The 23,059-nt window shown below is 75.0% G+C and carries 20 protein-coding genes and 1 pseudogene; 5 read left to right on the top strand and 16 right to left on the bottom strand.

What is annotated here, in order from left to right:
- Positions 1–125: 125 nt before the first annotated feature.
- Positions 126–1,589, bottom strand: a complete 1,464-nt coding sequence (locus AB0910_RS12285) for a PLP-dependent aminotransferase family protein (protein WP_366744472.1) — start codon at positions 1,587–1,589, stop codon at positions 126–128.
- Here AB0910_RS12285 and AB0910_RS12280 point away from each other — a divergent pair.
- Both AB0910_RS12280 and AB0910_RS12275 read left to right on the top strand, forming a co-directional pair.
- Entirely contained in the window at positions 1,588–2,484 is an 897-nt protein-coding gene (locus AB0910_RS12280) for a DMT family transporter (protein WP_366744471.1), read from the top strand. The two genes, AB0910_RS12285 and AB0910_RS12280, sit on opposite strands and share 2 nt — an antisense overlap.
- A gap of 169 nt (positions 2,485–2,653) precedes the next feature.
- The gene (locus AB0910_RS12275) at positions 2,654–3,526 is read left to right on the top strand and encodes a 3-hydroxybutyryl-CoA dehydrogenase (RefSeq protein ID WP_366744470.1); all 873 of its coding nucleotides are present in this window, start codon (positions 2,654–2,656) and stop codon (positions 3,524–3,526) included.
- 61 nt (positions 3,527–3,587) lie between these two features.
- Here AB0910_RS12275 and AB0910_RS12270 read toward each other — a convergent pair whose 3' ends face one another.
- From AB0910_RS12270 to infC, 10 genes and pseudogenes are all read right to left on the bottom strand, one after another.
- Positions 3,588–4,898, bottom strand: a complete 1,311-nt coding sequence (locus AB0910_RS12270) for an amidohydrolase (RefSeq protein ID WP_366744469.1) — start codon at positions 4,896–4,898, stop codon at positions 3,588–3,590.
- Positions 4,899–4,918: 20 nt separating this feature from the next.
- A complete protein-coding gene (locus AB0910_RS12265) occupies positions 4,919–6,568 on the bottom strand; it encodes an AbgT family transporter (RefSeq protein WP_366744468.1) in 1,650 nt (549 codons plus the stop codon).
- Between the two features lie 104 nt (positions 6,569–6,672).
- Positions 6,673–6,944: pseudogene (locus AB0910_RS12260) on the bottom strand (hypothetical protein); the annotation flags it as partial.
- Between the two features lie 125 nt (positions 6,945–7,069).
- On the bottom strand, positions 7,070–9,598 hold the full coding sequence (gene pheT, locus AB0910_RS12255) for a phenylalanine--tRNA ligase subunit beta (RefSeq protein ID WP_366744467.1): 2,529 nt from the start codon (positions 9,596–9,598) through the stop codon (positions 7,070–7,072).
- Positions 9,598–10,728: a phenylalanine--tRNA ligase subunit alpha gene (gene pheS / locus AB0910_RS12250; RefSeq protein ID WP_366744466.1), complete on the bottom strand. Its 1,131-nt coding sequence runs from the start codon at positions 10,726–10,728 to the stop codon at positions 9,598–9,600. Before pheS ends, pheT begins: the two co-directional genes overlap by 1 nt.
- 147 nt (positions 10,729–10,875) lie before the next feature.
- The gene (locus tag AB0910_RS12245) at positions 10,876–11,964 is read right to left on the bottom strand and encodes an ATP-binding protein (RefSeq protein ID WP_366744465.1); all 1,089 of its coding nucleotides are present in this window, start codon (positions 11,962–11,964) and stop codon (positions 10,876–10,878) included.
- Between the two features lie 128 nt (positions 11,965–12,092).
- Complete coding sequence (locus AB0910_RS12240) at positions 12,093–12,920, bottom strand: RNA methyltransferase (protein ID WP_366744464.1); 828 nt, start codon at positions 12,918–12,920, stop codon at positions 12,093–12,095.
- 105 nt (positions 12,921–13,025) lie between these two features.
- Positions 13,026–13,412, bottom strand: a complete 387-nt coding sequence (gene rplT, locus AB0910_RS12235) for a 50S ribosomal protein L20 (protein ID WP_345645979.1) — start codon at positions 13,410–13,412, stop codon at positions 13,026–13,028.
- Positions 13,413–13,511: 99 nt separating this feature from the next.
- The gene (rpmI, locus tag AB0910_RS12230) at positions 13,512–13,706 is read right to left on the bottom strand and encodes a 50S ribosomal protein L35 (RefSeq protein WP_345645982.1); all 195 of its coding nucleotides are present in this window, start codon (positions 13,704–13,706) and stop codon (positions 13,512–13,514) included.
- Between the two features lie 128 nt (positions 13,707–13,834).
- Positions 13,835–14,512 carry a translation initiation factor IF-3 gene (infC, locus tag AB0910_RS12225; RefSeq protein ID WP_366744463.1) on the bottom strand — a complete coding sequence of 226 codons (678 nt, stop codon included), beginning with the start codon at positions 14,510–14,512 and terminating at the stop codon, positions 13,835–13,837.
- Between the two features lie 326 nt (positions 14,513–14,838).
- Here infC and AB0910_RS12220 point away from each other — a divergent pair, with 326 nt between their 5' ends.
- Positions 14,839–15,216, top strand: a complete 378-nt coding sequence (locus AB0910_RS12220) for a DUF1844 domain-containing protein (RefSeq protein WP_345645988.1) — start codon at positions 14,839–14,841, stop codon at positions 15,214–15,216.
- A gap of 30 nt (positions 15,217–15,246) precedes the next feature.
- On the opposite strand, the gene AB0910_RS12215 is transcribed toward AB0910_RS12220, so the two are convergent.
- From AB0910_RS12215 to AB0910_RS12205, 3 genes are all read right to left on the bottom strand, one after another.
- Positions 15,247–15,996, bottom strand: a complete 750-nt coding sequence (locus tag AB0910_RS12215; protein WP_366744462.1) for an SseB family protein — start codon at positions 15,994–15,996, stop codon at positions 15,247–15,249.
- Between the two features lie 163 nt (positions 15,997–16,159).
- Positions 16,160–17,356 carry a type VII secretion-associated serine protease mycosin gene (gene mycP / locus AB0910_RS12210; RefSeq protein ID WP_366744461.1) on the bottom strand — a complete coding sequence of 399 codons (1,197 nt, stop codon included), beginning with the start codon at positions 17,354–17,356 and terminating at the stop codon, positions 16,160–16,162.
- On the bottom strand, positions 17,353–18,333 hold the full coding sequence (locus AB0910_RS12205) for a hypothetical protein (protein ID WP_366744460.1): 981 nt from the start codon (positions 18,331–18,333) through the stop codon (positions 17,353–17,355). Before AB0910_RS12205 ends, mycP begins: the two co-directional genes overlap by 4 nt.
- 260 nt (positions 18,334–18,593) lie before the next feature.
- Between AB0910_RS12205 and AB0910_RS12200 the strand changes: the two genes are divergently transcribed.
- Complete coding sequence (locus tag AB0910_RS12200) at positions 18,594–19,796, top strand: amino acid deaminase/aldolase (RefSeq protein WP_366744459.1); 1,203 nt, start codon at positions 18,594–18,596, stop codon at positions 19,794–19,796.
- A gap of 176 nt (positions 19,797–19,972) precedes the next feature.
- Positions 19,973–20,761, top strand: a complete 789-nt coding sequence (locus AB0910_RS12195; RefSeq protein ID WP_366744458.1) for an SAM-dependent methyltransferase — start codon at positions 19,973–19,975, stop codon at positions 20,759–20,761.
- 55 nt (positions 20,762–20,816) lie between these two features.
- On the opposite strand, the gene AB0910_RS12190 is transcribed toward AB0910_RS12195, so the two are convergent.
- Complete coding sequence (locus tag AB0910_RS12190) at positions 20,817–21,632, bottom strand: 3-oxoacyl-ACP reductase (protein ID WP_366744457.1); 816 nt, start codon at positions 21,630–21,632, stop codon at positions 20,817–20,819.
- A 4-nt stretch (positions 21,633–21,636) separates the two neighbouring features.
- Entirely contained in the window at positions 21,637–23,034 is a 1,398-nt protein-coding gene (locus AB0910_RS12185) for an aldehyde dehydrogenase family protein (RefSeq protein WP_366744456.1), read from the bottom strand.
- Positions 23,035–23,059: the final 25 nt, after the last annotated feature.

Below are 23,059 nucleotides of genomic sequence, written 5' to 3'. Positions count from 1 at the left end.
GCAGGCGTGCGGGCTCGGCCGACCGGCGGGTCGCCGCCTCGGTCTGACGCCGCGCGCCGGGGCCACCGTCGCCCCGCGGCCCACCCCCCGGCCGTGGGCGCCCTCGACGGGCCCGGCGCCCGCGGTCAGGCGGCGGCCGCCTCCTCGTACGCCCGCCGGAGCCGCTCGACGCCCTCCGTGATCTCCGCGGTGCTCGACACGCCGGCGAAGCTGAGGCGGACGTGCGGGCCCGGCGGCTCCGTGCCGAAGTACGGGCGGCCGGGCGCGACGGCGACGCCCGCGCGCAGGGCGGCCGCTGCGAGGTCCTCCTCGGCGGTGCCCGCGGGCAGGCCGAGCCACAGGTGGTAGCCGCCGCACGGCACGTGCGGGAGCGCGAGTCCCGGCAGCTCCCTGCGCAGCGCCGCGGCCAGCGCCTGGCGGCGGGCGGCGAGTTCGGCGGCGACCGCCTTGAGGTGGCGGTGGAAGGCGGCGGCGCCGACGAGTTCGAGCGCCGCCTCCTGGAGCGGCCGCGGCACGAAGAAGGTGTCGACGACATGGAGGGCGCGCAGCCGCTCGCGCGCGGGCCCCCTGGCGGCGAGCGCCGCCACCCGCATGCTCGGCGAGGTGGCCTTCGTCAGAGAGTTGACGTGGACGACGACGCCGTCCGGGTCGTCGGCGGCGAGCGGGCGCGGCAGCGGGCCCGCGTCCCGGTGGGCGAGGCGGCGTACGAAGTCGTCCTCGACGACGAAGGCACCGTGCTCGCGCGCGACCCGCACCACCTCGGGGCGGCGGGCGGCGGAGAGCACCGCGCCCGTCGGGTTCTGGAACAGCGGCTGGCACACCAGCACCCGCGCGCCGCTGGCCCGGAACGCGTCGGCGAGCAGGTCGGGCCGCAGCCCCTCGGCGTCGACCGGCACCGGTACGGGCCGCAGCCCCGAGGCGCGGGCGGCGGCCAGCAGCCCCGGGTAGGTCGGGGACTCCACGAGGACGGGCGCGCCGGGCGGCGCGAGCGCCCGAAGCGCGGTGGTCAGCGCGGCCTGGCCGCCGGCGGTGACCAGCACGTCGGCGGCGGTCCAGGTGTCGCCGACGCCGCGGGCGAACCACTCGCGCAGCTCGGGCAGCCCGTCGGCCGGGGGCCTGCCCCAGGCTCCGGGGCGGCGGCCCGCGCGGGCGAGCGCGGCGGCCAGCGCCTGCTCGGGCTGGAGCGAGGGGTGCAGATAGCCGCTGTTGAACTCGATCACGCCGGGCGGCGGAGCGGCGAGCGTGGCCAGCACGCCCGAGGCGTCGACGGCGCGCGGCACGCCGTCCGCCGCGGCGTCGGCGCTGAGCGCGACCTCCTGCCATGAGGTGTCGCCCGGGCGCGGCGGTGCGGCCCGGCCCGGTGCGCGGAAGGCGCCCGCACCGGGCCGGGTGACGACAAGGCCCTCGGCGACCAGCCGGGCGAGCGCGCGGGAGACCGTGACGGGTGAGACGCGGTGGCGTTCCACCAGCTCCCTGCTGGACGGCAGCTTTCCCCCGATAGGATAGCGGTCGAGCTCCCGCCTGAGCGCAGCGGCCAGGGAATCCACGCTGCTGGGCTCGGCCGCTGCCGCACTGCTACGCTCATACATGACAGTAGAGAATAGCGCTATTGCCACGGCTCCGATATCGGTACGCGGCGGACTCCTCCAGGCGGCCGCCGGTGTCGCGACCTTCTCCCTCACCCTCCCGTCCACCGCCTGGGGCCTGGAGAGCTTCGGCCCCTGGACGCTCGCCGCGCTGCGGACGGTCCTCGCCGCGCTGATCGCGCTCGCCTTCCTCGCGGGGCGCAGGGTGCCGCTGCCCGTACGGCGGCACTGGGCGCCGCTCGCGGTGGTGGCGGGCGGCACGGTCATCGGCTTCCCGCTGCTCACCACGCTCGCGCTCGGCACGTCGAGCACCTCGCACGCGGCCGTGGTGGTGGGGCTGCTGCCACTGACGACCGCCGTGTACGGGGCGGTGCGCGGGCACCGCTCCCCCTCGCGGACCTTCTGGTACGGGGCGTTCGCGGGCGCCGCCGTGGTGATCGCCTTCGCGGTGCAGCAGAGCGGCGGCGGGTTCTCCACCGCCGACCTGTACCTCTTCTGCGCGCTGCTGGTCTGTGCGGCGGGCTACGCGGAGGGCGGCAGGCTGGCGCGCGAGCTGCCCGGCTGGCAGGTCGTGGGGTGGGCGCTCGCCGGCTCGCTGCCCCTGGCCGTCGCGGGCGGCGCGGTGGCGCTCGCGTACGAGCCGGTCCACCTGACGGCGCACGGCGTCGCAGGCGTGGTCTGGGTGGCCGCGGGCTCCACCTTCTGCGGCCTGTACGTCTGGTACCGGGGGATGGCGGCGATCGGGGTGGCGAGGGCCAGCCAGCTCCAGTTGGCGCAGCCGCTGCTGACGCTCGTCTGGTCGGTGCTGCTGCTGGGCGAGCACCTGGGCCCTGTCGCCGTCGTGGCCGCGGTGGCCGTGCTGGTCTGCATCACGGTCACCCAGCGGGCCCGCGCCTGACGGGCCGGGGGCCGCCGCGCACATGCCCGCGCCCGACGACCGGCGCATATGCGGCCGCGCGCGCCCCCTCCCCGAGCCGCCGCGCGCCGGAGTGCGGGGTAACGTCTCCGGGGCGCCCCCGGGCAGGACGCGGCGGGCGGCTCAGACACCGATCAGTGAGGGGCTCGACGTGACCGACACAACGACCGACATCTCCCGCGTCGGGGTGGTGGGCTGCGGGCAGATGGGGGCCGGCATCGCCGAGGTGGCCGCGCGCAGCGGCCTTGCGGTGATGGTCGCGGAGACCACGGGAGAGGCCCTGGAGATCGGCCGTACCCGGATCGTCTCGTCGCTCACGAAGGCCGCGGAGCGCGGCAAGATCACCGAGGCCCAGCGGGACGACACGCTGAGCCGCCTCACCTACACCACGGACCTCGGCGAGTTCGCCGACCGGGACCTGGTGATCGAGGCGGTGGTGGAGAACGAGCAGGTCAAGACGGAGATCTTCCGGGTGCTCGACCAGGTGGTGACGCGCCCGGACGCGATCCTCGCGTCGAACACGTCCTCCATCCCCCTGGTGCGCCTCGCCGTCGCGACCTCGCGCCCCGACCAGGTCATCGGCATCCACTTCTTCAACCCCGCGCCCGTGCAGCGCCTGGTCGAGCTGATCCCCGCGCTGACCACGTCGGACGAGACGCTGGCACGCGCCGAGGCGCTGGTCGGCGGCGTGCTCGGCAAGCACGCGATCCGCGCCCAGGACCGCTCGGGCTTCGTGGTGAACGCCCTGCTGATCCCGTATCTGCTGGCCGCGATCCGGATGTTCGAGTCGGGGACCGCCAGCCGCGAGGACATCGACAACGGCATGGAGCTCGGCTGCGCCCACCCCATGGGCCCCCTGAAGCTCAGCGACCTCATCGGCCTCGACACGGTCGCCTCGGTGGCGGACTCGATGTACACGGAGTTCAAGGAGCCGCTGTACGCCGCTCCCCCGCTGCTCCAGCGCATGGTCGACGCGGGCCGCCTCGGCCGCAAGACCAACTTCGGCTTCTACTCGTACACCTGAGGCGCCGCAGGGCCAGGCGGCCGCACGCCCGGGCCCTGGGCGCGCCGGGCCGCCGCTCCCCTCACCCGGCCAGCGCCCGGCGCACCAGGTTCTCCAGCAGGGCGACTCCCAGCGGCAGCGCCGCCTCGTCCAGGTCGAAGGCCGGGGTGTGGTGCGGGGCCGCGAGGTTCGCGCCGATGCCGATGTACGAGGCCGCGCCGCCGCGCTCCTGTACCCGGCGCATGAACGCGGTGGCGTCGTCGCTCGCCACGCCGTCCTCGGCGCGCGCGGCGACCAGCCGCAGCCCCTCGGCCGCTGCCGCCGCCTCGACCAGCTCGACGGCGGCGCGGTCGGCGCGCGCCGTGGTGACGCCGCCGATCAGGTCGACGTCCACGGTGAGGCCGTAGGTCGCGGCGGCGCCGTGCAGCGCGGTGCGCACCCGCGCCTCCAGGTCCTCGTTGACGGAGCCGTCGTCGGCCCTGGTCTCCAGCAGCATCTCGGCGCGGTCCGGCACGATGTTGCTCGACGTGCCGCCGCTGATCCGGCCGACCGCGACCCGTGTCTCGTGGCCGGGGACCCGGGGCACCGCGTGCACGGCGAGGGTGGCGGCCGCGGCGCCGAGCAGGGCGCTGCGCCCCTCGTGCGGGGCGAGCGAGGCGTGCGAGGCCACGCCGTGGAAGACGGCGCGCATCTTGGAGTTGGCGAGCAGCCCGTCGAGGGACGGGGCGAGCGTACCCGTGGGCAGGTTGAGCCCGAGGTGGGGCGCGATCAGCAGGTCGATGCCGTCGGCGGCGCCGGCGGGGACCATGGCGCGCGCTCCCCTGCCGCCCTCCTCGGCGGGCTGGAGCAGCAGGGTCACGGCACCGGCCGGGGGCGGGTCCGCGGTCAGGCGCTCGGCGAGTTCGACGGCCATGCCGACATGGCCGTCGTGCCCGCAGGCGTGCATCACTCCGTCGTGCGCGGACCTGAACCCCTCGCGGGCCGGGAGGTGGGATCCGGCGGCGGACTCGGTCAGCGGCAGCGCGTCCAGGTCGGCGCGCAGCCCGACATGGGGTCCCGGCGCGGCCGCGCGCCAGGTCGCGACGACGGCCGTGCTGCCGCCCTCCATCGCGGGCAGGAACCGCTCGTCCGCGCCCTCGGCCGCGGCCCGCCGGTAGGCGGCGTCGAGCTCGTCGCCCGACGGCACGCCGAGGCGGTGGCCGGGCGAGAGGGCGTCGGCGCCGGTGCGTACCTCCCAGCCGAGGTCGGCGAGCGCGCCGGCCACCCGGCTCGCCGTGCGGAACTCGGTGAAGCCGACCTCGGGGTGGCGGTGCAGGTCGCGCCGCCAGCGCACGGCCGTGGCGCCGGGCGTCGCCGCCGGGTCCGTGGCGGAGCGGTCGTCGTCGTGCGGCATGGCGTACGCCTTTCTCACGGTCACAGGTGCGTCGGGACGCCGGGGCCGAAGGGGATGCCCGCGAAGTAGAACAGGGCGAAGATCCCGGCCCACAGCACGGCGACCGGCACCACGAAGAGGCTGAGCCGCGCGAACAGGGCGCCCAGGGTGAAGCCGGGGTCGTACCCGCGCGCCGACAACTCCAGCATGTACACGTACGGGTTCAGCGGCGACACGGGATGGGTCACGGAGTCCCCGACCCGGTACGCGGCCTGCACGACGCCGGGGTGGAAGCCGAGCCCGACGAAGATCGGGACGAGGACGGGCGCGAGGACCGTCCACAGCGAGGCGCCGGAGAAGATCACCAGTGAGAGCAGCCCGCTGAACGCCATCATCAGCAACAGCGCCCAGAAACCGGTCACATGGGCGGCCCGCAGCCCGTCGGCGCCCCGCACCGCGAGGTAGTCGCCGAGGTGGCTCCAGTCGAAGAGGGCGATGAACTGCCCCGCGGTGAAGGCGATCACGATGTAGCCGAGCATCGACTGGAGCGCCTCCCCCATCATCCGGGGCACGTCGGCGGGCCGCCGCACCGTCCCCGCGGGGATGCCGTACGCGGTGCCGCAGACCAGGAACGACAGCATCACGAGCGGCACGATGCCGTCGAAGAACGGCGACTTCACCAGCGCGCCGCCCGGCCCCTGGAGCGGCCCGCCGGGCACGAGCCAGCAGCAGAAGGCGGCGGCGAGGAAGGCCGCGAGCGCGAGGGTGGCGACCAGGAGGCCGCGCCGCTGCTCGGGCGTGGCGGACGCGGCGGACACGGCGGACGCGGCGGGCTCGGCGGGCGGCGTCGCAGGCCCGGCGGACGCGGCGGCTCCCTGGGGCCCCACGCCCCCGGCCCCGGCCTCGTCCCGCTCGGACTCCGGTGCCCGGGGCGGCAGTTCCGGCAGAGTCGGCTCGACCCAGCGGACCAGGATGAAGCCGGTCAGCAGCGGCAGCACGAGCCCGGCCGCGGCCTGGAAGAAGTAGTTCATGACGACGGAGGTGGCGACGGGCACGCCGTGCGGGACCACGGACGCCGTGATCGTGGAGAGGTTCGCGTCCAGCGCCCCGATCAGCACGCCGGAGGCGTACCCCACCGAGGTGGAGGCGAAGCTGCCGATCATCCCGGCGATCGGGTGGCGGCCCACCGCGCGGAACGCCAGCGCGGCGAGCGGCGGCAGGATCACCATCGAGGCGTCGCCCATCACATGGCCCTGGGCCGCGATGCAGGTGACGGCGTACGGCATGAGGCCGCGCGGCACCTTCGTCAGGACCACGGCGACCACCGTGCCGAGGAACCCGGCGCGCTCCGCGACCCCGACGCCGAGCAGCACGGCGAGGACGACGCCGAGCGGCGGGAAGCCGATGAAGTTGGGGACCAGGGTGTCGAGGAGGTTCTGCAGGCCCGCCACGGACAGGATGTTGCGCACAGGCTCCGCCTTCGCAGTGCCCGGCACCTGGGCCGTGGCGTGGCAGGCGGCGAGGATCGCGGACGCGACGGCGAGCGCGATCAGCAGGTAGAGGAAGAGGAGGAACGGGTGCGGGATCCGGCGGCCGATCCGGTCCACGACGGCGAAGAAGCGGCCGAGCCGGGTGCCGTGCGCGGGCTCCCCGCGGCCGGTGGCCTTCTGGTCGGGCTGCGCGCTCGGCATCGGGGTCCTCGTCCTGTGGAGTCGGTCCCGCCGGTGGGGCGGAGGGGCGATGCCGAGCACATCAACCGATGATCGGCCCGTCAAGGGCCCGTCCCTTTCTCCCCTCATCGACCCGCCCTTTCTCCCCTCATCGAAGTGGGCGGCGAGGGCCGCCCGCCCGCCGCGGGGACCCGGCCCTCGGCGATCGGCCCCGGCACCCGGGCGAGCGGCACCCAGGAGCGGCGGGACGACTCGAAGGCGTCGGCCGGCTGCCCGATGAACGCGGCCTCGTGCGACCGGTACAGGTGGTGGCGCGCGTCGGACAGCCCGTTCGACAGCTCGACGGTCAGCGGGTGCCGCAGCGGCCCCGGCCGCCGGCCGGTCCCTCCTCCATCTCGCACACCGCGCCGACCTGCCCGATTGCCCCGCGGAGGCCCGCACGAGCCGGGGAGACGGCAGCGGGGCCGTCCCGCGTGGCAGGACCACGCGGGACGGCCCCGCTGCGCGGCGGGCGCGGCGCTCTCAGGCGCCGCGCAGCACGGCCCCGGTGCGCTCGGCGGCCAGCGCGACCGCCGCGTCGCGCGCCGCCGTCGCCTCCTCGACCGTCAGCGTGCGGTCGCCCGCGCGGAACCGCAGGGCGTACGCGAGCGAGGTGCGGCCCGCGCCGATCTGCTCGCCCTCGAAGACGTCGAACAGCCGGACCGACTCGAGCAGCATCCCCGCGCCCTCGCGCAGCGCACGCTCCACGTCCGCCGCCGGCACCCCGCGGTCGACGACGAGCGCGACGTCCTGCGTGGCGACGGGGAACGTCGAGATCCGCGGCGCGGTCAGCGGCCCCGTGCCGGCCCGCTCGACCAGGTCGAGGTCGATCTCGGCCGCACAGGTGCGCTCCGGCAGGCCGAGCGCCTTCACGGCCCGCGGGTGCAGCTCGCCCGCGTGGCCGACGAGCCTCTCCTCGCCGTCCACGGTCGCGAACAGCGCGGCGCAGCGTCCCGGGTGCCAGGGCTCGTACTGCCCGGCCCGCACGGTGAGTTCGACGCCCGCCTCGCGGGCCGCGGTGCGCGCGGCCTCGACGGCGTCCGCCCAGTCGGCCGGGCGCCCGCTCCCCCACCAGCCGGCCTGCTCGCGGGCGCCCGCGAGGACGACGGCGGCGTGCCGCGGCTGGTGCGGCAGCGCCGCGTCGAGCGCGGCGAGCTGCTCGTCCGCGGGCCTGCGGTCCACGGGCAGCCGCTCGGCCACGCGCTCCTCGCCTGTGGGCAGGAAGACGAGGCCCGTCTCGAACAGCGCGAGATCGTGCGAGCCGCGCCCGTCGTTGCGGCGCAGCGCGCCGAGCAGTCCGGGCAGCAGCGTGGTGCGCAGCCCGGGCTCCTCGTCGGAGAGCGGGTTGACGAGGGCGACCGTCTCGCGGCGGGCGTCGTCGGCGGGGACGCCGAGCCGGTCGAGCACGCCGTGCCCGATGAACGGGTAGTTCAGCGCCTCCACGTACCCGGCGCCCGCGAGCGCGCGGCCGACGCGGCGGTGGAGCCGCTGCCGCTCGGTCAGGCCCCGGCCCGAGGGCGGGGTGGGCAGCGTCGACGGGAGGTTCTCGTACCCTTCGAGCCGGATGACCTCCTCCGCGAGGTCGTTGGGCTCGCGCAGGTCGGGCCGCCAGGACGGCACGGTGACGATCAGCTCGTCCTGCCCGTACACGTCGCAGCCGACCTGCTGGAGCCTGCGCACGACGGTCTCCCTGCCGTACGCGACGCCCGCGACGCGGTCGCAGTGGTCGGCGGGCATGGCGACGGTGTGCGGCGCGGAGGGCGCGATGATCTCGGTGACGCCCGCCTCCGCCGAGCCGCCGGCGAGCAGCACCAGCAGGTCGACGGTGCGCTGCGCGGCCGCGGGGCCCGCCAGCGGGTCGACGGCGCGCTCGAAGCGCTTGGACGCCTCGGACGACAGCTTGTGGCGGCGTGCCGTGCGCGCGATGGAGACCGGGTCGAAGTGGGCGGCCTCGATGACCACGGCGGTGGTGCCGCTGGTCTCGCCGGTCTCCGCGTCGGTGGCCGTGTCGGCGATCTCGGTGTGCGCGCCGCCCATCACGCCGGCCAGGCCGATGGGGCCGCGGTCGTCGGTGATGACGAGGTCCTGCGCGTCGAGGGTGCGCTCGGTGCCGTCGAGGGTGGCGAGCTTCTCGCCGGGCGCGGCGCGGCGCACGCCGACGGGGCCTTCGAGCGTGCCGCGGTCGTAGGCGTGCAGCGGCTGGCCGAGTTCGAGCATCACGTAGTTGGTGATGTCGACGGCGAGCGAGATGGCGCGCATGCCGGCCTTCTGGAGGCGCCGCTGGAGCCAGATCGGCGAGCGGGCCTCGGGCTGGATGCCGGTGACCGTGCGCAGGGTGATCCGGTCGCAGCCGATCGGGTCGGCGACCTGCGCCGGGTAGCCGTACGAGTTGGGCGCGGGCACGTCGAGCAGCGCGGGGTCGCGCAGCGGGAGGCCGTAGGCGGTGGCGGTCTCGCGGGCGATGCCGCGCATCGAGAGGCAGTAGCCGCGGTCGGGTGTGACCGCGATGTCGAGGACCTCGTCGACGAGTTCGAGCAGCTCGATGGCGTCGGTGCCCGGCTCGTACTCCGGCGGCAGCACGATGATGCCGTGGGAGTTGTCGTCGCCCATGCCGAGTTCGTCGGCCGAGCAGATCATGCCGTGCGAGACCTTGCCGTACGTCGTGCGCGCGGCGATCTCGAAGCCGCCGGGCAGGACGGCGCCCGGCAGCACCACGACGACCTTGTCGCCGACGGCGAAGTTGCGGGCACCGCAGACGATCTCCTGGAGCTCGCCCGTCTGGTTGGCGCTCCCCACGTCGACGTGGCAGAAGCGGATCGGCTTCTTGAAGCCGTCGAGCTCCTCGATGGAGCGGACCTGCCCGACGACGAGCGGGCCCTTGAGGCCGGCGCCGAGCTGTTCGACCGTCTCGACCTCCAACCCCGCGGACACCAGTCTGGCCTGCACGTCGCGGCCGGTCTCGGTGGCGGGGAGCTCGACGTACTCCCGCAGCCAGGAAAGCGGGACCCGCATCAGATCTCCATCCCGAAGGGCCGGGTGAACCGGACGTCACCCTCGACCATGTCTCGCATGTCTTCGATGTTGTGGCGGAACATGAGCATCCGCTCGATGCCGAAGCCGAAGGCGAACCCGCTGTACTTCTGCGGGTCGACGCCGCACGCGGTCAGCACGTGGGGGTTGACCATGCCGCAGCCGCCCAGCTCGATCCAGCCCTCGCTGCCGCAGGTGCGGCAGGGCCTGTCGGGGTTGCCGACGGACGCGCCGCGGCACACGTAGCAGACCATGTCCATCTCGGCGGACGGCTCGGTGAACGGGAAGTAGTTCGGCCGCAGCCGGGTGCGCAGGTCGGCCCCGAACAGCGCCTGCACCATGTGGTCGAGGGTGCCCTTGAGGTCCGCCATGGTCAGGCCCTCGTCGACGGCGAGCAGCTCGATCTGGTGGAAGACCGGGGTGTGCGTGGCGTCCAGCTCGTCGGTGCGGTAGACCCGGCCGGGGCACACCACGTAGACCGGGGGCTTGCGCTCCAGCAGGGCGCGGGCCTGCACGGGCGAGGTGTGGGTGCGCAGCACCACGCCGGACTCGCCCTCGGCCGCCGCGCCGTCGGTGCCGCGCACGAAGAAGGTGTCCTGCATCTGGCGCGCCGGGTGGTCGGGCAGGAAGTTCAGCGCGTCGAAGTTGAACCACTCGGCCTCGGCCTCGGGGCCCTCGGCGATCTCGTACCCCATCGCGACGAAGACGTCAGCGACCCGCTCCATGAAGGTGGTCAGCGGGTGGCGGGCGCCTGCGGGCGTGCGGTCGTAGGGGAGGGTGACGTCGACCGCCTCCTCCACCAGGACCCGCGCGTCGCGCTCGGCCTCCAGCTCCGCCTGGCGGGCGGCGAGCGCCTTGTTCACGGCACCGCGCGCCTGGCCGACGCGCTTGCCCGCCTCTGCCTTGGCCTGCGGCGGGAGCGCGCCGATCTCGCGGTTGGCGAGGGCGAGCGGCGAGGTGCCCGAGGTGTGGGCGGTCTTCGCGTGGGCGAGCGCGTCAAGGTCGCCCGCGGCGGCGAAGGCGGCGAGCGCCTCGTCCCGCATGCGCTCGATCTCTTCCGGTTTCAGTGCCTCGACCTCGACTGGGTCGTACGACTTGTTGGGTGCCGACATCTCTTCCCGTGCTTCCGATTGGCTGGCGGAACGACCATGCCGGAACGACGCGGCGCGACCGCCCGATCGCTCCCGATCGCAGAGGGCGCGAAGGCGCCAGGGACCGAGTCTAAAGGTCCGGTGAAGGTGGCAGGGCCCGCGGGCCGCTCACGCCAGGAAGGCGGGCGTGCCCACGGGCAGGACAAATCGGAACTCGGCGCCGCCGCCAGGGCCCCTGCCGACGGTGATGGTGCCGCCGTGCGCCTCGACGATGCCCTTGACGATGTAGAGGCCGAGCCCGGTGCCGCCGCGCTTGCTGCCCCGCCAGAAGCGGGTGAAGACGCGGTTCATCGACTCCTCGGGGATGCCGGATCCTTCGTCGCACACGGTGACCGCCGTCCCCTTCTCCGTCGCCCCTGGGTGCTCGGCGCCCTCCGCCCCGCCGGTGCGCAGCTCGGCGGGCGCCACCTCGATCGTGACAGTCCCCCCGCCGTGCCGCACCGCGTTTTCCAGCAGGTTGCCGAGTATCTGGTCGATCTTGTCGGGGTCGGCCCACAGCTCGGGCAGCGGCTGCTGTATCCGCACGAGGAACCGGTCGGGCGGCTGGCCCGCGGCCGTGTACGCCTGGACGTGGCGCCCCACGGCGGCCGCGATGTCGACCGGCTGCCTGCGCACCTCCAGGCGGCCCGAGTCGATCCTGGAGATGTCGAGGAGCTCGGCGATCAGCCGGGTGACCCGGTCGGCGTCGGCGTCGACGGTCTCCAGCATGAGCCGCTTCTGGTCGTCGGTGAAGCGCTCCCACTTCGCGAGCAGGGTCGCGGTGAAGCCCTTCACCGAGGTGAGGGGCGAGCGCAGCTCGTGGGCGACGGTCGCGATCAGCTCCGCGTGGCTCAGCTCGGTGCGGCGCCGGGCCTCGGTGCCGCGGATGCAGATGACGACACGGCTGAGGGGCCCTGTGGGCCGGGTGCGCACGTACCGCGCGGAGACCAGCACCTCGGCACCGCCGGGCAGCAGCAGGTTGCGCTCCGGCTGCCCTGCCCGGATGGTGAGGCCGCCGTACGGGTCGGTCAGCGCCCACCAGCGGCGGCCCTTGAGGTCTTCGAGGGGCAGCGCCTGGTCGAGCGGCCTGCCGAGCGCGGTCTCGGCCGGCAGGCCGGTGATGCGCGCGGCCGCCGCGTTGAAGCGGACCACCCGTCCGCTCTCGTCGGCGACGACGAGTCCGTCGGGCAGGTCCTCGGGGTCCACCCCGCCAGTCATCCCCCTGTGCCCCTTCCCCGATTCGGCACGCGGGTGCCGAGGGCGCAAGAGTACTAGGGCCTGACTTTCCGTCGAAATGGTTCGGCGGCGCGCTTGCGCCCAGGGTGCGGCGGGGCGTAAGGCGCCTGCTACGGGGTGCGCTGGGCGCGCGCGGAGGCGTAGAGGCAGACTGCGGCCGCGGTGGCGAGGTTCAGGCTCTCGGCCCTGCCGTGGATCGGGACCCGCACCACGGCGTCGGTGAGGGCCCTGGTCTCCGCGGGCAGGCCCCAGGCCTCGTTGCCGAAGACCCAGGCGGTGGGGGCGCCCATGGTGCCCGCGTCGAGTTCGGTGTCGAGGTCGGCGTCGCCCGCCCCGTCGGCGGCGAGCACCCGCACCCCGGCGGCGCGCAGCCCGGCGACGGCGCGCTCCACGGGGACGCCGACGGCGACCGGCAGGTGGAAGAGGGAGCCGGCGGAGGCCCGTACGGCCTTCGGGTTGTACGGGTCGACCGAGGCATCCGTGAGGACCACCGCGTCGGCGCCGGCGGCGTCCGCGCAGCGCAGCACCGTCCCCGCGTTGCCGGGGTCGCGTACGTGGGCGAGCACGGCGACCAGGCGCGGCCCCGCGGCCAGGACGTCGTCGAAGGGCGTGTCGAGGAAGCGGCAGACGCCGAGCAGGCCCTGCGGGGTGACGGTGTCGGCGAGGTCGGCGACGACCGCGTCGGACGCGTGGTGGATCAGGGCGCCGGACGCACGGGCCGCGGCGACCAGGTCGGCGTGGCGGCAGGACGCGTCCGCGGTGACGAAGAGTTCGAGCAGGGTGGGGCGCCCGTCCGCGGTGTGCGCGACGGCCTCCCGTACGGCCTGCGGCCCCTCGGCGAGGAACCTGCGCTCCTTGGCGCGGAAGGAGCGCTTCGCGAGCCGCCGTGCGGCCGTGACGCGCGCGGAGCGCGGGGAGATCAGCTCGGGGGTGGCCATCGGCTGCGGCTTCTCACTTCTCGGTGCGTAAGGGGCGGGAACGCACGGGACCCGCAGGCGCGGTGCCTGCGGGTCCTGTGCGGTGAAGCGGGTGGCGCCGCCGGGTCAGGCGGCGGCCTTCGGCGCGTTGACGTCGCTCGGCAGGGCCTTCTGCGCGACCTCGACCAGCGCGGCGAACGCGTTGGCGTCGTTGACGGCGAGCTCCGCGAGGATCTTGCGGTCCACCTCGACGTTGGCGGCCTTCAGACCCTGGATGAAGCGGTTGTACGTCATGCCGTTGGCGCGGGCGGCGGCGTTGATGCGCTGGATCCACAGCTGCCGGAAGTCGCCCTTGCGCTTCTTGCGGTCGTTGTAGTTGTAGACGAGGGAGTGGGTGACCTGCTCCTTCGCCTTGCGGTACAGGCGCGAGCGCTGCCCGCGGTAACCGCTGGCCTGCTCCAGGATCGCCCGGCGCTTCTTGTGGGCGTTGATTGCCCGCTTGACGCGTGCCACGTGTCAACTCCTTGTAGCGGGGCCGCGGTCACTGCACACGGCCCGAAAGTGGTGGGTCCCGGTGGTCCGAGGCGCGGTCCCCTGGCGGGGACCGCGGCCTCACATGCCGAGAAGCTTCTTGATCTTCTTGGTGTCCGCCGGGGCCATCTCGGCGTTGCCGCTGAGACGACGCGTCACCCGGGACGACTTGTGCTCCATCAGGTGGCGCTTGCCGGCCCGCTCGCGCAGCACCTTGCCGGAGCCGGTGACCTTGAAGCGCTTGCTGGCACCCTTGTGCGTCTTGTTCTTCGGCATGCGCCGTTGTCTCCTCGTCAGTGGCGCCTCCCGGCCGGCGGCGTGCCGGCGCGCGGAAGCGTCATTCTTCGGTATGGGGCTCCGGGAGGAACCCGGAGCCGGAGGCAGCCCTGTGGAGCGGCCGCGGATCACGCCTCGGCGGATCCCTCGGCGTCCTCGTCGGCCTCCGCGGTGAGCTGGCCACCACCCTGGCGTTCGGCCTTGCGGGCGGCCTGCGCCTCCCTGGCCTCCGCCATGGCCTCGGTCTTCTTCTTGTGCGGGCCAAGCACCATGATCATGTTGCGGCCGTCCTGCTTCGGGTTGGACTCGATGAAACCGAGCTCCTCGACGTCCGAAGCGAGACGCTGGAGCAGTCGGAAGCCGAGCTCCGGCCTGGACTGCTCGCGACCACGGAACATGATCGTGATCTTGACCTTGTCGCCCTGCTTGAGGAACCGCACCACGTGACCCTTTTTGGTGTCGTAGTCGTGCGGGTCGATCTTCGGCCGGAGCTTCATCTCCTTGATGACCGTGTGCGCCTGGTTCTTGCGCGCCTCACGGGCCTTCATGGCCGACTCGTACTTGAACTTCCCGTAGTCCATGAGCTTGCACACGGGCGGCCGGGCGTTCGCCGCGACCTCGACGAGGTCGAGGTCGTACTCCTGGGCCAGTTCCAGGGCCTTGGCAAGCGGCACGATGCCGACCTGCTCGCCGCTGGGACCGACGAGTCGTACTTCGGGAACGCGAATCCGGTCGTTGATGCGGGGCTCGGCGCTGATGGATCCTCCTCGGTTAGGACTGACCGGCTGTCTGGCAGACAGCCGCATCACTTGGTGCGTGTGTGGACCAACCGCGGCGGAACACGAAAAATGCCCCGGACGGACACAGGCGGGAGCTCCAAGGAATACCGGAGCACCGCCGCGTCGCCGCGGGGCGCATCGGGCGGCTCCATCGTCCGTACGGAACGATGGGGACCGCCTGACCGGTGACCCGCCGCCTCGGGGGCGGCCAGGTGGGAGATCGGAGCCTCCACTTGTGGGCCGGAGGCATGCGCTCCCGGCCGGTCGTCACACAAGGTTAGCACTCCGCGCGCGTACCGGGCGAACCGGCCGCTCGTCGAGAGGCGCGCCGGGGAGCGCCTAGGGTGTGCGGCATGAGTGACGCGACGCCCGCAGCCGGTCAGGCTGCCCCCGAGCAGCCCGACTACGACGCCCTGACCCGCGACATCGCGGAGGTCCCGGCCGTCGAGGTGATCGTCACGGTGGCGGTCAACCTGATGAGCGCGGCCGCGGTGAAGCTCGGGCTGACCGAGGAGGGCGAGGCCCACAAGGACCTCGACGAGGCACGCAAGCTGATCCACTCCCTGGCGGGGCTGCTGGACGCGAGCGCGACGGAGATCAGCTCCTTCCACGCCTCGCCGCTGCGGGACGGCCTGAAGTCGCTCCAGCTGGCGTTCCGCGAGGCCTCCGTCGTCAAGGACCAGCCGGGCCAGGGGCCGGGCGAGAAGTACACGGGCCCCGTCTACGGCTGAGGGCCCCGGCCGCGCACCGGCCGGGGCGGCTCACGCGCCGCGTACGTGGAGGGGCTCGCCCGGCGGGGCCGCGCCGGGCGGCAGCAGGGCCAGGTCGAGGCCGCGCACCAGGCGGGCCCGCAGCGTCTCGTCGGCCGCGAGCGCCTCGGCGACGGAGCGCGCGGCCGCCGCGGGGTCGCGAGCCCCGGGGTCGAGGACGAGTGCGAGCAGGCCGTCCGCGCTGCCGGGCCCGAGGTGGGCGCTGAGCACGGCGGGTTCGGCCGCGACGACCCGGCGCACGGCGCCGGTGACCGCGGGGTCGGCCAGCGGGTCGCCCGAGCCTCCTCCCTCGGCGAGCGCCCGCAGTGCGGGGCCCGTCAGCTCGTAGGGCACAGGTCCTGCGAGGTCGAGCACCACCGTGTCGGCCCGCTCGTGCGCCGCCGCCTGCAGCGCCTGGTGCAGGGGCACGGCGACGGGCCGTGCCGCGGGGTCCCAGGCGGCGAGCGCCGCCGTCGAGGTGAACGCCGGCAGGGCCCGCCGGTCGCCCGCGGTGAGCGTCGGCACTGCCATGTCGCTGGTCTTCTCCCTGCGCAGGCCCGTCGGGTCGCCCGGGCCGCCCTCCTCGGCCTCGCCGAGCACCGCGACCACCGGCACGAGGAGCCTGGCCGTGCGCAGCGCGGCGAGCACCCGGGGCTCCGCCGACCTGTCGGCGGACCAGGCGGTGAGCGCCGCGGCGAGTTCGGGTGCCGCGCTGCCGTCGTCGTCGGCGAAACCGGGGTCAGGGATGTTCTTCAGGGCCACGCCCCGAGCTTAGAAGGACCGCGCGCCGGGCCAGGAGGGACCCCGCCCCGGCTTCGAGGACCCGGCCGTTTCAGGTACGCGCCCCAGGCGAGGAGGATCCGGCCGAGGACCGCGCCCCGGCCTGGGGCACCTGGTGCCGGTCAGGAGTCGCGTCCTGCTGCCGTCAGGCCCGGGCGCGCGCCGCGCGGCGGCGGCCCGTGCCCCACGCCGCGCCCGCGGCGAGCAGCAGCAGGCCGCCCGCGCCGCCCGCGAGCGGGGCGGGCCAGGCCGCGGGGCCCGTGGAGTGCGGCGTGTCGCCCGGCCCGTGGCCGAAGTAGCGCCTGGTGTACCCGGCGGGGGCGCCGTGCGGATCCGCGGCGGCGATCCGGTCGGCGTCGGAGAGCGCGGCCGCCGGATCGATCACGCCGTATCCGGTCGCGTCGTCCCTGCCGCCCGCCGAGGCCGCGTCCTTCGGAGTGTCGGCCGTCTTCTCCAGGAGCGTCTTGATCTGCGCCGGGGTGAGGTCCGGGTGCGCGGCGCGCAGGAGGGCGACGGTGCCGGAGACGAACGCGGCGGCGGCGCTGGTGCCCCAGCCCTCGTAGTAGTGGCGGTCGGGGTCCGCTATCACCACGTCGACCCCGGGCGCGCCGACGTCCGCGTACCAGCGGCGGGTGGAGAAGTCGGCGGGCGTGCCGTAGCGGTCGACGGCGGCCGCCGCGATCACGCCGGGGTAGGCCGCAGGGTAGGAGATGTGGTCGCCCTTCTGGCCGCCGTTGCCCGCGGAGGCGACGACGGGCACGCCCTTGGCGAGCGCGTACTGCACGGCCTCGTCCTCGGCGCGCTCGGGGTGGGCGGCGGCGCTGTCGTCGCCGAGGGAGAGGTTGATGACGTCCGCGCCGTGGTCGACGGCCCAGCGGATGCCGTCGGCGAGGGCGTCGCCGCGGCTGGTGCGGGCGCGGTCCCTGGCCGGGTCGGTGCCTTCGAGGATCACCCGCACCGGGAGGATCTTCGCCTCGGGCGCGAGGCCGAGCACGCCGTCCCCGCCACCCGGCCCGTGCCCGTGGCCCGCGATGATGCTCGCCATGGCGGTGCCGTGGCGGGCCCAGGAGCGGTCGCCGCTGCGGGCGCCGAAGCCGATGAGGTCTTTGCCCGCGAGCACCTGTCCCGTGAGGTCGGGGTGGGTGGCGTCGACGCCGGTGTCGAGGACGGCGACGGTGACGCCCCGCCCCTTGGTGGTCTGCCACGCCTGCTGCGCGTGCAGCTGGGTGAGCGCCCACTGCTGGTCGCGGATGGTGTCGGCGCTCGCGGGCCACGCGGGCACCAGCAGCAGGAGGGAGACGGCGGCGAGCGTCGCTGCGGTGTGCCGCCGCGGCCGCCTCACCCTCCCTCCATGGGGCTCGGGGCGGCGAGGGCGCGTACGGTGTGGCCGACGCGGTCGGCCAGGCCCTTCGCCTCGTAGCCGAGCCCGGCCTGCCCCGCGGGGCTGGTGTCGTGCGCCCCCTCGGCGGCGGCCGCGGGCTCGGGGGCCGTGACGGCGCGCCCGTCGGCGAAGCCGGTCACCGCGTAGACGACGACCGGCGCCTGGGCGAGCACGTCGATGCTCCACGTGGCGCGCTGCGGGCCGCCGAAGGACGCGGCGGCAGTGCCGGGCACCGGGTAGGCGGCGGGCAGCAGCCGCGGATCGGCCGCGAGGCGCCGCTGGCTGAAGGCGGTGCGCAGGGTGGCGGTGCCGGCGAGGCCGGCCCGGGTGAAGACCAGGCCCACGGTGGTGACGTCGCTCGACGTGGCGTCGCGGTAGGTGGCCCGTACGACGCGCAGGCACCCCGCGGCGCGCAGGGCGGTGACCAGGTCCGGGTCGAGGGCGGCGGCGCAGCCGCTGTCGGGGGCGACGCCGAGCCTGGTCCAGGTGCGGTCGGCGCCGTCGGGTCCCGCGCCCGTGCCGTCCACGACGGGCGGGAAGAGGGTGTCGACCGGTGTGGTGTGCCACAGCTGCCTGGCCGTGTCGAAGCGGTCGGCCGCCGCGTGCGCGGGGTCCTGGTCGAGCAGCCAGCTCCCGGTGACCGCGCCGCCGATCAGGCCGAGCCCGAGGACGAGGAGCGCGACGGTGAGGGCGGTGCGCCGGGTGCGCCGCCGCGGTCCCTGCGCAGGCGCCGGGGGCCGCGGGTACGTGCCGTGCGGGGGCAGGGGCGGGAGCGGCGGCAGCGCCGGCGGCCGGACCGGCGGCGCGAGGGTGTACGAGGCCGGTGCGGCCGCGGGGCGGCCCGGCACCGCGCGGGTCCCTGCGGGCGGCGCGGCGGGCCGCGGTGGCACCGGAGCCGCGGGCCGCGGTGCGCCGGAGCCCTGCGCCTCGATGGTCATCCGCCCTCCGGGTCCTGGTCTCGCCGCCTGTCCTGGCGGGGCACGCGTGTCCGGCCGCGGTGCGGATCACCGTACGGGACAGGCGCGTTCGCCTGAAGTCCGGACGTCACTCTACGGGTTCGCCGGGGCCCGCGGTCCCGCCGCGTGCAGGTCCCGTACGGTGGCGGGCGCGCGCCGTGCGCGCCCCGCCGCCCGCGGCCCGCCGCCGGTGGGGCGCGCACGTCTACCGCCCGGTAATCAGCTCTGGCAAGCTCGGTCCCATGACTCCCCTCGCCTCCGACAGGGCACGGTACGACCGGGCCACCGCGCACCTCGAAGCGCCCCTCGCCGTCGTGGACCTGGACGCCTTCGACGCCAACGCCGACGACCTCGTCCGCAGGGCGGGCGGCAAGCCGATCCGGGTGGCGAGCAAGTCCGTCAGGTGCCGTGCCCTCCTGGAGCGGGTCATGGCCAGGGACGGCTTCCGCGGCCTGATGTCGTTCACGCTGGCCGAATCGCTGTGGCTGGCGCGCGCGGGCTTCGACGACGTGCTGCTCGCCTACCCGTCGGCCGACCGGGCCGCGTACGCGGAGCTCGCCGCGGACCCGAAGCTGGCGGGCGCGGTCACGGTGATGGTGGACGACCCGGCGCAGCTCGACCTGATCGACGCGGCCCGCGACGGGGGTCGGGAGGAGATCCGGGTCTGCCTCGAACTGGACACGTCACTGCGGATGCTGGGCGGCAGGGTGCGGATCGGCCCGCTGCGCTCACCGCTGCACGACCCCGCCCAACTGGCCGAGCTGGCCAGGTCGGTGGCGCGCAGGCCCGGGTTCAGGGTGGTGGGCCTGATGGCGTACGAGGGCCATGTGGCGGGCGTGGGCGACGCGGTCGCCGGCCGGCCGCTGCGCTCGCGGGCGATCCGCCTGATGCAGGCGGCGGCGCGCAGGGAACTGGCGGGCAGGCGCGCGGCGGCGGTGCGCGCGGTCCGTGCGGTGGCGCCCGGTCTCGCATTCGTCAACGGCGGCGGCACGGGCAGCGTGCAGCACACGGCGGCCGAGGACGCGGTCACGGAGATCGCCGCGGGCTCGGGGCTGTACCAGCCGCGCCTGTTCGACAACTACACGTCGTTCTCCGGCCGTCCGGCCGCGCTGTTCGGCCAGCCCGTGGTGCGCAGGCCCGGCGTGGGCGTGGTGACGGTGCTGGGTGGCGGCTATCCGGCGTCCGGCGTCGCGGGCGCCGACCGGCTGCCGGTGCCGTACCTGCCCGAGGGGCTGCGCTACGACGCGCAGGAGGGCCCGGGCGAGGTGCAGACGCCGCTGCTCGGCTCGGCCGCCGACGACCTGCTGATCGGCGACACGGTGTGGTTCCGGCACGCGAAGGCCGGGGAGATGTGCGAGCGGTTCGCCGAGCTGCACCTGATCGAGGGCGACCGGGTCGTGGCGACGGTGCCGACGTACCGCGGCGAGGGGCGCACGTTCCTGTAGGTGCACGCCGCGCCGCCGGGGTGTCCCGCGACGCCCCGGCCCCCGCGCGGCAGATGACGGTTCGTCCGGTTCCGTTCCCGCGCGTGTCGCGGCGGCGGGCGCCGGTGTGGCAAGGTCCCTGCGTACGGCTGCCGTACGGCAGGACGACGACGGCCGGACCCCGAGGAGGCCCTCCGATGGCATCAGGCAAGCCCGCTCCGCGCATCGACACCAGCAGGCCGCACCCTGCGCGGATCTACGACTTCCTGCTCGGGGGAAAGGACAACTACCCGGTGGACCAGGCTGTGGCCGAGCGGCTGCCGGTCGAGGCGCGCAACGGAGCCGCCGCGAACCGGGCGTTCATGCGCAGGGGCATCGCGTGGACGGCCCGCGCGGGCATCGACCAGTTCCTCGACGTGGGCACGGGCATCCCGACCGAGCCGAACCTCCACCAGATCGCCCAGGACGTGGACCCCACGTGCCGGATCGTGTACGTCGACAACGACCCGATCGTGCTGCGGCACGCGGAGGCGCTGCTCGTCAGCAGGCCCGAGGGGCGCACTGCCTATGTGCAGGCGGACGTCCTCGATCCCGAGACCATCCTCGAACAGGCCCGCGAGACGCTGGACTTCGGCAGGCCCGTCGCGCTGTCGCTGATCGCGCTGCTGCACTTCGTGCCGGACGACCGCGACCCGTACGGCATCGTCAGGACGCTGCTCGCGCCCCTCGCGCCCGGCAGCTGCCTGATCCTGTCCCACCTGAGCATGGACCTCCTCACGCCCGAGCAGGACCGCACGGAGGAGTACCGCACGGCGGGGATCGACCTGCGGCCGCGCACGCACGCGGAGGTGCTGCGGTTCTTCGACGGGCTCGACCTGGTGGAGCCGGGGGTCGTGCCGTGCTGGCACAAGGGCTCGCCGCGCCCGGCCGACGCGGACCTGCCGGGCGCCGAATCCGCCTATGCCGGGGTGGGGTTCGTACGCTGACCGGGTGCGGCGCGCCGCCGCACCCGGCCCTCCGCGGGGCGCCGGGCCGCGTCGCCTACAGCGGTGTCACGTAGGCGCCGGAGATCCCGCCGTCCACCAGGAAGTCCGACGCGTTGACGAACGAGGCGTCGTCGCTCGCGAGGAACGCGACGGCCGCGGCGATCTCGGTGGCCTCTGCGAACCGGCCGAGCGGGATGTGCACGAGCCTGCGGGCGGCGCGCTCCGGGTCCTTCGCGAACAGCTCGCGCAGCAGCGGGGTGTTGACGGGCCCCGGGCACAGCGCGTTGACCCGGATGCCCTCCCTGGCGAACTGCACGCCGAGTTCGCGGGAGAGCGCGAGCACGCCGCCCTTGGACGCGGTGTAGGAGATCTGGGAGGTCGCCGCGCCCATCCTGGCCACGAAGGACGCGGTGTTGATGATGGAGCCGCGGCCCTGGCGGCGCATGTAAGGGATGGCGGCCTTGCAGCAGAGGTAGACCGACGTGAGGTTGACCTCCTGCACCCGGCGCCACGCGTCGAGGCCGGTGTCGAGGATGGAGTCGTCGTCGGGCGGTGAGATGCCCGCGTTGTTGAAGGCCACGTCGACGCTGCCGTACGTGTCGTGCGCGGCCTGGAACACCGCCTCGACCTGCTCGGGGTCGGTGACGTCGACCCGCACGAAGAGGCCGCCCGCCTCGTCGGCCGCGGCCCTCCCCGTGGTCTCGTCGATGTCCGCGCAGACGACGTGGGCGCCCTCGGAGGCGAGCCTGCGCACGGTGGCGAGGCCGATGCCGCTGCCCGCTCCCGTGACGACGGCGGTGCGGCCGACGAGGCGGCGGCAGACGGGGGCACCGCCTGCCTGGTCCTGGGGCGCGGGGGTGGGTGTGCTCATGCGGTCAGTCCTCCGTGCTGATGAAGACGTTCTTGGTCTCGGTGAAGGCGGCGAGCGCGCCGGGGCCGAGCTCGCGGCCGATGCCGGAGCGCTTGTAACCGCCGAAGGGGGTCCAGTAGCGCACGCTGCTGTGGGAGTTGACGGAGAGGTTCCCGGCGGCGACGGCGCGCGAGACGCGCAGCGCCCGGCCCACGTCCCGGGTCCACAGGGAGCCCGAGAGGCCGTAGGGGGTGGCGTTGGCGAGCCGTACGGCGTCCTCCTCGTCGGTGAACGGGAGGACGGCGGCGACCGGTCCGAAGACTTCCTCGGTGGCGGCGGGGGCGTCGGGCGCGAGTCCTGTGAGGACCGTCGGCGGGTACCAGAAGCCGGGGCCCTCGGGGGCGCCGCCGCGCAGCGCGGGGGCGTCGTCGGGAACGTAGGACCGGACGCGCTCGCGGTGGGCGGCGGAGATCAGCGGGCCCATGTCGGTCGCCTCGTCGGCCGGGTCGCCGACGGTGACGGCGGCGATCGCGGGTTCGAGCAGGGCGAGGAAGCGGTCGTACACGTCGCGCTGGACGAGGATGCGGGTGCGGGCGCAGCAGTCCTGGCCCGCGTTGTCGAGGAAGGACATCGGGGCAGCGGCCGCGGCCCGTTCGAGGTCCGCGTCGGCGAAGACGATGTTGGGGCTCTTGCCGCCGAGTTCGAGGGTGACCCGCTTCACGGCGGTGGCGCACTTCGCCATGATCGAGGTCCCGACGGCGGTCGACCCGGTGAAGACGATCTTCGCGACGCCCGGGTGGGTCACCAGCGCGTCGCCCGTGACGGGGCCGGCGCCGGGCAGCACCTGGAAGAGGCCCTCGGGCAGGCCGGCCTCCAGGGCGAGTTCGGCGAGCCGCAGGGCGGTCAGCGGCGTGGTCTCGGCCGGCTTGAGGAGGACCGCGTTGCCCGCGGCGAGCGCGGGCGCCGAGCCCCAGGCCGCGATGGGCATCGGGAAGTTCCAGGGCGCGATCACGCCGACCACGCCGAGGGGTTCGAGGAAGGTGACGTCGATGCCGCCGGGCGCGGGGATCTGCGCCCCGGTGAGGCGCTCCACTCCCCCGGCGGCGTAGTCGAGGAGGTCGCGGACGTTGCCGGCCTCCCAGCGCGCGTTGCCGATGGTGTGCCCGGCCTCGCGGACTTCGAGCCTCGCCAGCTCCTCGATGTGGCCGTCCACGACGGCCGCGAAGCGGCGCAGCAGCCTGGCGCGGTCGGCGGGCGCGGCGGCCGCCCAGCCGCGCTGGGCCGCGGCGGCCGTGCGCACGGCCGCGTCGACCTGGTCCTCGGTGGTGGCGGGGACGGTGGCGACGGCCGCGCCGGTCGCCGGGTCGAGTACGCGGTGCTCCGCGGGGTGCGGCGCTCCGGTGGTGTGGTGGTGCCCTGGCATGCGGCCTGGTCCTTACGTGAGCGGG

The sequence above is a fragment of the Streptomyces sp. NPDC047002 genome, assembly GCF_040704505.1.
GTDB lineage: Bacteria > Actinomycetota > Actinomycetes > Streptomycetales > Streptomycetaceae > Streptomyces.
Note: the sequence above shows the minus strand (reverse complement) of the source record. Positions and strands in the feature narration are given on the sequence as shown.

Bases quoted from the DNA above. Each gene is read 5' to 3' on its own strand.
- AB0910_RS12280 (WP_366744471.1), top strand. From the start codon at position 1,588: ATGACAGTAGAGAATAGCGCTATTGCCACGGCTCCGATATCGGTACGC.
- AB0910_RS12285 (WP_366744472.1), bottom strand. From the start codon at position 1,589: ATGTATGAGCGTAGCAGTGCGGCAGCGGCCGAGCCCAGCAGCGTGGAT.
- AB0910_RS12270 (WP_366744469.1), bottom strand. From the start codon at position 4,898: ATGCCGCACGACGACGACCGCTCCGCCACGGACCCGGCGGCGACGCCC.
- AB0910_RS12265 (WP_366744468.1), bottom strand. From the start codon at position 6,568: ATGCCGAGCGCGCAGCCCGACCAGAAGGCCACCGGCCGCGGGGAGCCC.
- pheT (WP_366744467.1), bottom strand. From the start codon at position 9,598: ATGCGGGTCCCGCTTTCCTGGCTGCGGGAGTACGTCGAGCTCCCCGCC.
- pheS (WP_366744466.1), bottom strand. From the start codon at position 10,728: ATGTCGGCACCCAACAAGTCGTACGACCCAGTCGAGGTCGAGGCACTG.
- AB0910_RS12245 (WP_366744465.1), bottom strand. From the start codon at position 11,964: ATGACTGGCGGGGTGGACCCCGAGGACCTGCCCGACGGACTCGTCGTC.
- AB0910_RS12240 (WP_366744464.1), bottom strand. From the start codon at position 12,920: ATGGCCACCCCCGAGCTGATCTCCCCGCGCTCCGCGCGCGTCACGGCC.
- rpmI (WP_345645982.1), bottom strand. From the start codon at position 13,706: ATGCCGAAGAACAAGACGCACAAGGGTGCCAGCAAGCGCTTCAAGGTC.
- infC (WP_366744463.1), bottom strand. From the start codon at position 14,512: ATGCGGCTGTCTGCCAGACAGCCGGTCAGTCCTAACCGAGGAGGATCC.
- AB0910_RS12220 (WP_345645988.1), top strand. From the start codon at position 14,839: ATGAGTGACGCGACGCCCGCAGCCGGTCAGGCTGCCCCCGAGCAGCCC.
- AB0910_RS12205 (WP_366744460.1), bottom strand. From the start codon at position 18,333: ATGACCATCGAGGCGCAGGGCTCCGGCGCACCGCGGCCCGCGGCTCCG.
- AB0910_RS12200 (WP_366744459.1), top strand. From the start codon at position 18,594: ATGACTCCCCTCGCCTCCGACAGGGCACGGTACGACCGGGCCACCGCG.
- AB0910_RS12195 (WP_366744458.1), top strand. From the start codon at position 19,973: ATGGCATCAGGCAAGCCCGCTCCGCGCATCGACACCAGCAGGCCGCAC.
- AB0910_RS12190 (WP_366744457.1), bottom strand. From the start codon at position 21,632: ATGAGCACACCCACCCCCGCGCCCCAGGACCAGGCAGGCGGTGCCCCC.
- AB0910_RS12185 (WP_366744456.1), bottom strand. From the start codon at position 23,034: ATGCCAGGGCACCACCACACCACCGGAGCGCCGCACCCCGCGGAGCAC.